The 9,400-nt window shown below is 71.0% G+C and carries 8 protein-coding genes and 1 tRNA gene; 7 read left to right on the forward strand and 2 right to left on the reverse strand.

The window, feature by feature from the left end:
- The first annotated feature begins 346 nt into the window (after positions 1–346).
- Together AB1578_18935 and AB1578_18940 are read left to right on the forward strand one after the other, a co-directional pair.
- Positions 347–2,341 carry a DNA topoisomerase IV subunit B gene (locus tag AB1578_18935; GenBank protein ID MEW6489971.1) on the forward strand — a complete coding sequence of 665 codons (1,995 nt, stop codon included), beginning with the start codon at positions 347–349 and terminating at the stop codon, positions 2,339–2,341.
- A 92-nt stretch (positions 2,342–2,433) separates the two neighbouring features.
- Positions 2,434–4,788, forward strand: a complete 2,355-nt coding sequence (locus AB1578_18940; GenBank protein MEW6489972.1) for a DNA topoisomerase IV subunit A — start codon at positions 2,434–2,436, stop codon at positions 4,786–4,788.
- A gap of 108 nt (positions 4,789–4,896) precedes the next feature.
- Here AB1578_18940 and AB1578_18945 read toward each other — a convergent pair whose 3' ends face one another.
- Positions 4,897–5,211, reverse strand: a complete 315-nt coding sequence (locus tag AB1578_18945; GenBank protein ID MEW6489973.1) for a hypothetical protein — start codon at positions 5,209–5,211, stop codon at positions 4,897–4,899.
- 451 nt (positions 5,212–5,662) lie between these two features.
- On the opposite strand from AB1578_18945, the gene AB1578_18950 reads away from it, so the two are divergent.
- The 5 genes from AB1578_18950 to AB1578_18970 are packed head-to-tail and all read left to right on the forward strand — an operon-like array spanning position 5,663 to position 9,106.
- Positions 5,663–5,971, forward strand: coding sequence for a hypothetical protein (locus AB1578_18950; GenBank protein ID MEW6489974.1), 309 nt, complete (start codon positions 5,663–5,665; stop codon positions 5,969–5,971).
- Positions 5,968–7,041 (forward strand): efflux RND transporter periplasmic adaptor subunit, encoded by a 1,074-nt coding sequence (locus AB1578_18955; GenBank protein MEW6489975.1) that lies wholly within the window; start codon positions 5,968–5,970, stop codon positions 7,039–7,041. The genes AB1578_18950 and AB1578_18955 overlap by 4 nt, the downstream gene beginning before the upstream one ends.
- 43 nt (positions 7,042–7,084) lie before the next feature.
- Positions 7,085–7,618 carry a zinc ribbon domain-containing protein gene (locus AB1578_18960; GenBank protein MEW6489976.1) on the forward strand — a complete coding sequence of 178 codons (534 nt, stop codon included), beginning with the start codon at positions 7,085–7,087 and terminating at the stop codon, positions 7,616–7,618.
- Positions 7,619–7,673: 55 nt separating this feature from the next.
- A complete protein-coding gene (locus AB1578_18965) occupies positions 7,674–8,468 on the forward strand; it encodes an alpha/beta hydrolase (protein MEW6489977.1) in 795 nt (264 codons plus the stop codon).
- Positions 8,465–9,106 carry a lactate utilization protein gene (locus AB1578_18970; protein ID MEW6489978.1) on the forward strand — a complete coding sequence of 214 codons (642 nt, stop codon included), beginning with the start codon at positions 8,465–8,467 and terminating at the stop codon, positions 9,104–9,106. The genes AB1578_18965 and AB1578_18970 overlap by 4 nt, the downstream gene beginning before the upstream one ends.
- Before the next feature lie 39 nt (positions 9,107–9,145).
- On the opposite strand, the gene AB1578_18975 is transcribed toward AB1578_18970, so the two are convergent.
- Positions 9,146–9,222, reverse strand: a tRNA-Met gene (locus AB1578_18975).
- Between the last annotated feature and the right edge of the window lie 178 nt (positions 9,223–9,400).

The following is a 9,400-nucleotide window of genomic DNA, read 5'->3' on the forward strand; positions in this document are numbered from 1 at the left end:
GAATCTCCTCACCCAGGAAACCTCCATCAAGCGCGGTACCCAGACCAAGCGCCGCCGCGCAGGCTGGGATGACGCCTATCGCCTCAAAGTGCTGGCTGGCTAAGGTTTTTATGTGCGATCGCCCTGTGGCGAATCCAGGCCTCCTCGTCAGGACCTGCGCCGCCACGCCAGGACCTGCGCTGCCACGCGAGACAGGCCCACACGAGCGGACCGGGAAGCGGGAAATGACGAGACCGCTCGTTCGGGTGTCGAGACCGGGCAGACTCCGGCGTATAATGCGCGCCGCCGGGCCCCCCGACCCCAAGGGAGTAAGCCGGCGTTCCCAACCCCAGGAGCGGGAGAATCCATGGCTGCAAAGCTCACGGAAGCCTACGACGCCGATGCCATCAAGGCGCTCGAGGGCCTGGAGCCGGTGCGCAAGCGCCCCGGCATGTACACCAACACCGCCACCCCGAACCACATCATCCAGGAGGTCATCGACAACGCCGCCGACGAGTGCCTTTCCCAGTTCGCCACCACGATCCGCGTCACCCTCCACGCCGACGGGTCCGTCTCGGTGGAGGACGATGGGCGCGGCATCCCCGTGGACCTGCACAAACAGAAGAACCGGCCGGCCATCGAGGTGATCTTCACCACGCTGCACGCGGGGGGGAAGTTCGAGGGCAAGCACTACTCGTTTTCGGGCGGCCTCCACGGGGTGGGGGTCTCGGTCACCAACGCCCTTTCCCGCCGCCTCGAAGCCACGGTGCGGCGCGACGGGATGCAGTGGAGCATCGCCTTCGAGGGGGGCGAGCTGGTGCGCGAGCTCGCCCGGGACGACGTGCGGGTCCCCAGGCGGGCCACGGGAACCACGGTGCGGGTCTGGCCCGACCCCCGCTACTTCGACTCCCCCCAGGTCCACCGGCCTGCTCTGGAGCGGCTCCTGCGCACCAAGGCGGTGCTGCTGCCGGGCACCCGGGTGATCCTGGAGGTGGAGGGCCAACCGGGAGAAGGCGGGGCCGAGGCCGAACACAGGGAGTGGCGCTACGAGGCCGGGCTCCAGGATCACCTGGCCGATCTCGTGGGGGACCGGGAGACCGCCTGCCCCATCTATGCCGGGGGGCGCTTCTACCGCCCCGAAGACAACGGAGCCGAGTTCTCGGAGGGGGAGGGGATCGACTGGGCGCTCACCTGGGTGGCCGAAGGGCCGGGGGTGGGAGAGAGCTACGTGAACCTCATCCCCACCACCCAGCACGGCACCCACGTCAACGGGTTGCGCACGGCGGTCGCCGAATCCGTTCGGGCGTTTTCCGAGCACCACAACCTCTTGCCCCGGGGGGTGAAACTTGCCCCGGAGGACATCTGGGCCAAGGCGTGCTTCCTGCTCTCGGCCCGCCTCAAGGAGCCCCAGTTCCAGGGGCAGACCAAGGAGCGCCTCACGTCGCGGGAGGCGGCTCGCCTGGTGACCGCCATGTTCCGGGACCCGTTCGAGCTGTGGCTCAACGAGAACGTGGAGCACGGTCGGGCGGTGGCAGAGCTGGCGGTCAAGGCGGCGGCGGAGCGGCTGCGGCGGGGAAAGAAGGTCTCCAAGAAGCAGCAGGGCACCCTGGGAACCCTGCCCGGCAAGCTCGCCGACTGCAAGGAGGACAACCCCGAGCTCACGGAGCTCTACCTCGTGGAGGGCGACTCCGCCGGGGGCTCGGCCAAGCAGGCCCGAAACCGCGACATCCAGGCGGTGCTGCCCCTCCGGGGCAAGATCCTCAACACGTGGGAGATGGACGCCGGCGACGTGCTCGCCTCGGAGGCGACCCACAACATCGTGGTATCCCTGGGGGTGGACCCCCACGGCCCCGATGACCCGGTGGATCTCTCGGGGCTGCGGTACGGGAAGGTCGTCATCATGACCGACGCCGACGTGGACGGCGCCCACATCCGCAGCCTCCTGGCGGGGTTCTTCCTGCGCCACTTCCCGCGGCTCGTGGAGCGGGGCCACGTGTTCGTGGCCGAGCCGCCCCTCTTCCGGGTGGACGTGCCGCCCCACGGCAAGTACAAGGAGCGCCGCACGCTCTACTGCCTCGACGACGAGGAGCTCTCGGCGGCCCGGGACAAGGCCCTGGCCGAGGGGGTGGACCCGGAGAAGATCAAGGTCCAGCGGTTCAAGGGCCTGGGGGAGATGAACCCCGCCCAACTCTGGGAGACCACCATGAACCCCGACACCCGCCGGGTGCTGCCCCTCTTCGTCCCCCCCGGCGAGGAAGAGGACACCCGCGCCCGGGTACACCGCTGCCTCGGCAAGAAGGAAGCCGCCGCCCGCCGGGAGTGGATCGAGCGGGAAGGAAACCTGGCGGAGGTCGACGTGTGAGGAGCGGCGGGGCAAGTCCGTGCCCGTCCGTGTCTGTCCGTGAAAGTCCGTGACCGTCCGCGACACCCCCTCCCTTCACCTGGAGTCGCCCCTTGCAGACCCTCGACGATTTCCGCAACGCGGTTCGCGGCCGGCCCGGGGAGGATTACATCCCCCTGGGGCCGTATCTCGACCGCTCGTACCTCTCCTACGCGGTCTCGGTGCTCTTGAGCCGCGCCATCCCCGACGTGCGCGACGGCCTCAAGCCCGTGCACCGGCGCATCCTCTACGCCATGAGCCAGCTGGGGCTCGGGGCGCGGGCGACGTTCAAGAAGTCCGCCCGGGTGGTGGGCGACGTGATCGGCAAGTACCACCCCCACGGGGACGCGAGCGTCTACGAGGCCATGGTCCTCATGGCCCAGAACTTCAACCTGCGCTACCCCCTCATCGACGGGCAGGGCAACTGGGGCAGCCTCGACGGCGACAACGCGGCGGCCATGCGCTACACCGAGTGCCGCCTCACCGAGTTCTCCAGAGTGCTCCTGGAGGAGCTCGGCAAGGGCACGGTGGATTTTCGGCCCAACTACGACGGCAACGAGCTGGAGCCCGCCTTCCTTCCCGCGCGGGTGCCCACGGTGCTCCTGGCCGACCAACTCGGCATCGCGGTGGGCATGGCGTCCAGCGTCCCCGCCCACAACCTGCTTGAGGTGTGCCGGGCGGCGATCGCCCTCTTCCAGAGCCCCGGCACGACCTTGAAGGGTCTCCTGCGCCACGTGAAGGGGCCCGACTTCCCCTGCGGCGGCCAGATCATCAACTCCCCGGCGGAGCTCGAGGAGATCTACGCCACAGGGGCCGGGATGCTCACCGTACGCGCCCGGTACGAGGTGAAGAAGGACGCCGACGGGTGGCACCTGGTCTTCACCGAGCTGCCTCCCAAGGTCTCTCCCGAGCAGGTGCTCCTGGAGCTCGACGCCCTCTCCAACCCCCAGCCCAAGGCCAAGGGGAAGAAGGCGGGCGAGGCGAACCTCACCCCCGAGCAGCGCGCCGCCAAGCAGGCCATGCTCGCCCGGGTGGGAGAGGTCAACAACGGCGCCGGCAACGACACCGGGCCCGTGTACCTGGAGGTCTACCCCAGGTCCCGCCGCCAAGACCCGGACGAGCTCGCCGTCTACCTCTTCGGCGTCACGAGCCTGGAGAGCCGCCTCAAGGTGCAGTTCAACCTCATCAACCGGGCGGGGCTGCCCACCCAGATGCCGCTGCTCGACATCCTGCGCGATTGGAACGCCTTCCGCTTCGAGACCGTCACCCGGCGCTGCCGCTTCCGCCTGGAGCAGGTGGAGGCGCGGCTGCACATCCTGGAGGGGTTTGCCCGCATCCTCCTGGACATGGACGAGGTGATCCGGCTCATTCGCGCGGCCGAGGACGACCAGGAGGCCAAGCGCGGCCTCGTGGCGCGCTGGGAGCTCTCCGAGGTCCAGGCCGACAAGATCCTCGACATGAAGCTCCGGCAGCTCACAAGGCTCGACGAGCTGGCCATCGAGAAGGAGCTGGCGGAGAAGGGGCAGGAGCGCCGGGAGCTCCAGCGCCTCCTGGAGGACGAGGGCGCCATGACCGAGCTCATCGTCTCGGAGCTGCGCGAAGACATCCGCCGCTTCGGCGACCCCCGCCGCACCCTCATCGAGCAGGCCCAGGCGGCGCACTTCGATGACGCGGTGCCCGACGAGCCGGTGACCGTCATCGTCTCCCGGAAGGGGTGGGCGCGAAGCCGCTCGGGCCACGGCCTCGACCTCGCGGGCCTCACGTTCAAGGACGGCGACGCCCTCCACGCCGTGGTGGAGACCCGCACCTCGAAGCTCCTGGTCCTCCTGGACGAAAACGGCCGCGCCTACACCGTGGCGGCGGTCCAGATCCCCGGGGGCCGGGGGGACGGGGTGCCCCTGACCTCGCTCCTCGAGCTCCAGGACCGGTCCCGCATCGTGGCCGTCTTCGCCGCCGAGGAGAAGGAGAGGGTGCTGCTGGCCTCCTCGGCCGGCTACGGCTTCGTCACCGAGGTGGGTAACCTCCTGGGGCGAAACAAGGCGGGCAAGGCCGTTCTCAACACCGCAGGCGGCACCGCCCTGCCGCCGATCCTCCTGCGCCCCGGCGAGAACCGGGTGGCGGCGGTCTCCAGTTCCGGGTATATGGCGGTCTTCGGCCTGGACGAAATCCCGGAGTTCCCCAAGGGGAAGGGCAACAAGCTCCTGGCGCTGCGGGGGGAGGAGACCCTGGAGCGGCTCCACGTGTTCTTCGCCACGGTTTCCCTGCCCGCCAGGCGGGGAACGGGGGAGGTGGTCATCGGGGGGGCGGACCTGGAGCTCTACGTGCGCAAGCGCGGGTCGCGGGGCCGGCTGCTGCCGAGAAGCGTGGCCACGGGCGGATCGGCCGGCCCCGCGGCAAGAAAGCGGGCCCGCCAGGAGGATTTGTTCTAGCGGTCGGCGAGCCGCTTTCAGCCGGCAGCTCGGAGCCCGGGTTGGGAGCCGCGCCCTTGGCTCTCCCTGAGCGCTGAGCGCTGACGGCTGAGCTGAGAGTTGGCCGCCCTACACCTTGATGTCCAGGAGCCGCCCTTCCTCTCGCTCGGGGAGCCCCTCGTCCTCGGAATCGCCCGGAGGGCCGTCCCCGGGCCGCTCCCGGTGCTGCCGATCCCGCTCGTCCCGGGGGTCCCGGGGCCGGACGCGGGACTCGGCGGAGCGCTCCGGGGCCTCCACCTCCTTGTGGAGCTCCTCCACCCGCTTTACCGCGGCCTGGGTGGCCAGCCGCTGGGCCAGGACGCTCGCCTCGGGGTCGAGTCGGCGGAACGCCTCCATGCCCCGGCTCAGGACCGCCAGGTCCACCATGCGTACGCTGTCTGCCACGGGAACCTCCCTGCCCACCGTGTGCCCGCCCCGCATGTCCGCAAGGGACGGATCGTCAGGGCAGCCTGCAAACTTGAAGCCGAGCCGCGAGCCCCGGGGGCTGCCAGAGGCCACCAGAAAGCGCCGGGGCGGGGTCCGGGAGCCCTGGCCATTGGTCGGGGCCCCGTGCCGCCTCGGCCGACCCGCCGCAGCTCGGCCGAACCCAGTGAGGCTCGGCGCACCGGCTCCCTCGAAGACGCTGCCTCCGGACATCGCGGGTTGCGGGGTCGCTCCCGCCCCTCCTGGGCTTCGCGACACTCGCCCGTCCTGGCCAGCGGCGGAGCGCAGGGGCTCCCGGACCCCGCTCGCCACCCAGGTGGTGGATCGTGGGCTGCCTCCCCGCTTCCCCCCAACGGGGGCCTCTGGTAGGCTGCCAACCCCAAACGCTCACCCCTTCCGGAGGGAAGACGAGATGCGCATCTTGTGGATCGGCGCAGCCCTGGCGGCCATGGCCGCCATCGTCCCACTCGAGACCCTGGCCCAGGAGGGCAGGGCCCCCGGCCAGACCACCCTCTCCATCGCCCAGGGGGAGGACCTCTCCCAGCGGGCCCTGGCGATCCTCAACGAGAGGTGCACCGTGTGCCACGGGGCCGAGCGCTTCGAAGCCCGCCATTTCAGCGAACAGGAGTGGAACCGGGTGCTCGACGCGATGGTGGGCCTGGGGGCGCGCCTCTCGGGGGACGAGATGGACGTCCTGCGCCACTGGAGCAAGGAAAAGTGACGCGAAGAACCGCCGCCATGGGGTTACTGCTGGCATGGGCCGTCTGGGCCGATGCCGGCGCCCAGGACGCCCCCCGGCCCCCGGGGCCGCCGCCGGCGCTGGTGGTCACGGCCCCGGTGGTAGAGGACACCGTGAAGCCCGAGGTGTCGCTGGTGGGGTCGGTGCAGGCCCGGGCCGAGAGCCTGGTGGCCGCCGAGGTCGGGGGCATCGCCCGCCAGGTGGAGGCCCGTCGGGGGAGGGCGATCCAGAAGGGCGAGGTGCTGGCGGTCTTGCGGGACGCGGAGCTCGACGAGGAGCTGGAGGGCGCCCGGGCGGATCACCGCCTGGCGGAGGCCGAGCTCGAAAAGGCCCGGGCCGACCTGGCCCGGGCCCAGGACCTGGTGCGCAAGCAGGTGGCCCCCCAGGAGCAGCTCGACGCGGCCCGCCGGGATGCCCAGGTCTGGGAGCAGCGGGTGGCCAAGGCCCAATCGGCGGTGCGGCTGCTGGAGGACCGCTACTCCCGCCAGACTGTGCGGGCCCCCTTCGACGGAGTCGTCGTGGAGGAGCACACCGAGGTGGGAGAATGGGTGGCCAAGGGGGGGGCTGTGGCGCGCCTGGCCGACCACGCGGTGGTACTGGTACGGGTACCCGTGCCCGAGCAGTACGTGGTGGAGATTGCCCAGGGACAGGCGGTGGCGGTGCGCCTCGATGCCCTGGGGGGCAGGGAGTTCCGGGGCACCGTGCGCACGGTGATCCCCGTGGGAGATCCCCAGGCCCGCACTTTTCCCGTCGAGGTAGAGGTACGAAACCCCCAGGGCCAGCTCCGGCCGGGCATGACTGCCCGCGTGGCCCTGGCCCTCGGAACGCCGAGGCCGGAGCGCCTGGTGCCCAAAGACGCCCTGGTCCCTCGGGGCGCGCGCACCCTGGTGTACGCCGTAGTGGAGGGGGCCGCCGTCGAGGTGCCCGTGGAGGTGGTGGGGTACAAGGGCGACCGGGCCGCCGTGCAGGGTGCGCTGCCCCCCGGGGCTCCCGTCATCGTGCGGGGCAACGAGCGGGTGCGCCACGGCCAGCCGGTTCAGGTGGCGCGGTAGCCGTCGCGCCCACCTTGTCGTCCTTCTGCTGCGGAGGTCCTTCATGCCGGTGTACGAGTTCTACTGCGCCGACTGTCACACGATCTACAACTTCCTCTCCCGCCGGGTGAACACGGCGGCGGCTCCGTCGTGCCCGCGGTGCCGGCGGCCGAATCTGGAGCGCCAGGTCTCGGTCTTCGCCATCTCCCGGGGGAGATCCGGCAAGGAGGAGGACGGCGAGGGGGGCGAGGGCCTGCCCGACTTCGACGAGGCCCGCATGGAGCAGGCCATGGAGGCCCTGGCGACCGAGGCCGAGGGATTGGACGAGAACGATCCCCGCCAGGCAGCCCGCATGATGCGAAAACTCTACGGCGCCATGGGCATGGAGGTGGGATCGGGAATGGAGGAGGCCATCCGCCGGATGGAGGCCGGGGAGGACCCGGACGTTGTGGAGGAGGAACTGGGGGACCTCCTCGAACAGGAGGACCCGTTTTCCGGAGCCGGCGACACCGGAGGAAAGGCCGCCCGGCGGCGCCTGCGAGGCTTCCGCCAGCGCTATCTCAAGCCCCGGGTGGACGAGACGCTCTACGAGCTGTGAGGGGGAAGCGGGGCGTCACCCCCCCAACCCCTTACCGAAAGCCGACTCCACTTCCGTGAGAACCCAGCCGCCCCCATCCGCCTACCTGGACCGGCCCGACGGGACGCGCCTGGCGTACCGGGTGACGTGCGGTCAGGGGCCCACGGTGGTGTTTCTGGGGGGGTTCACCTCCGACATGAGCGGCACCAAGGCCGTGGCGCTCGAAGCGCACTGCCGGTCGCGAGGGCGCGCCTACGTGCGGTTCGACTACTTCGGCCACGGGCTCTCGGCGGGGCGGTTCGCCGATGCCACCATCGGGCGCTGGATCGACGACGTCCTGGCGGTGCTCGACGAGGTGGTCGAGGGGCCTGCCGTGCTCGTGGGGTCGAGCCTGGGGGGGTGGCTCATGGTGCGGGCGGCCCTGGCCCGCCCGGAGCGGGTGGCGGGACTCGTGGGTGTTGCCGCAGCCCCGGACTTCACCTCCGAGCTCATCGAGCTCTCCCTCTCGGAGGGCGCCCGCAGCCGGCTGCGGGAGGAGGGAGTCCTGCTCCTCCCCAACCCCTACGGCCAGGAGCCGACGCCGGTGTCGGCGGCGTTCCTGGAGGAGGCCCGGCGCCACAGGGTGCTGGGTTCCCCCATTCCGCTGCGTTGTCCCGTGCGGCTTCTCCACGGCCTGGCGGACCGCGAGGTGCCCTGGTCCCTTGCACTTCGTCTGGTGAAGGCTCTGGAAGGCAGCGATGCGACCCTGACGCTGGTCAAGGGGGGAGACCACCGGCTCTCGGCGCCGGAAGACCTGACGCGGCTGCGCGCCGCCGTGGACGAGGTGTGCGGGGCCGGGACCCCGCGACCCCAAGAAGGAGGCATCGGATGAACGAGTGGGCGGCGTGGGAAGTGTCGAAGCGACTGGAGATCGCCGGAAAGGCGCTCGAGGACAACGGCTTTCGGGTGTGGGTCTGCCCGGATCGGGAAGGGGCCGTGGCGAAGGTCGTGGAAGAGGTGGGCGAGGCCCGCACCGTGGGGTTCGGGGGGTCCGTGACCCTGGTGGAGTTGGGCCTGCCCCAGCGCTTGGCGAAAGCGGGGAGGGAGTGCCTGATCCACGGGGCCCCTGGACTGACCCCGGAGGAGCGGCTCGTGACCATGCGGCGCCAGCTCACCTGCGACGTCTTCCTCACCGGCGCCAACGCCGTGACCCTGGACGGAAAGCTCGTGAACATCGACGCCACGGGAAACCGGGTGGGCGCCATGACCTTCGGGCCGGGCAAGGTGGTGGTGGTGGCGGGGGCCAACAAGCTCGCAGCCGACGTCCACGAGGCGGTGCGGCGCGTCAAGGCCTGGGCTGCCCCCCCCAACGCCCGCCGGCTCTCGTTCAAGACCCCCTGCGCCGAGACCGGCGTGTGCTCCGACTGCCGCAGCCCCGACCGCATCTGCCGGGTCGTGCACATCCAGGAGCGGCGCCCGCGGCTCACCGACACGGCGGTGGTCCTGGTGGGGGAGTCCCTGGGTCTCTGACGCAAGAAGCCCCGCCCGAGGGCGGGGCTTTCGCGTCGGTGGTGGCGGGGGGGAGACTCGAACTCCCGACCTTGGCCTTATGAGAGCCCTGCTCTAACCAGCTGAGCTACCCCGCCGCGAGGGAGGCGCCATTATACGGGCGCGCTCCCCGGAGTCAAGGGGGGCGCTCCGCGATCCGCCGCCTCGGTGGCGAGCGGGGTCCGGGAGCCCCTGCGCTTCGCCCCGCAATCCGCGCCAATTGGAGGATGCGCTCCTCACGGAATCGGTGCTCCTGGCTTCATCGGTTTCCACCGG

Source organism: Thermodesulfobacteriota bacterium (assembly GCA_040756475.1).
GTDB lineage: Bacteria > Desulfobacterota > Deferrisomatia > Deferrisomatales > JACRMM01 > JBFLZB01.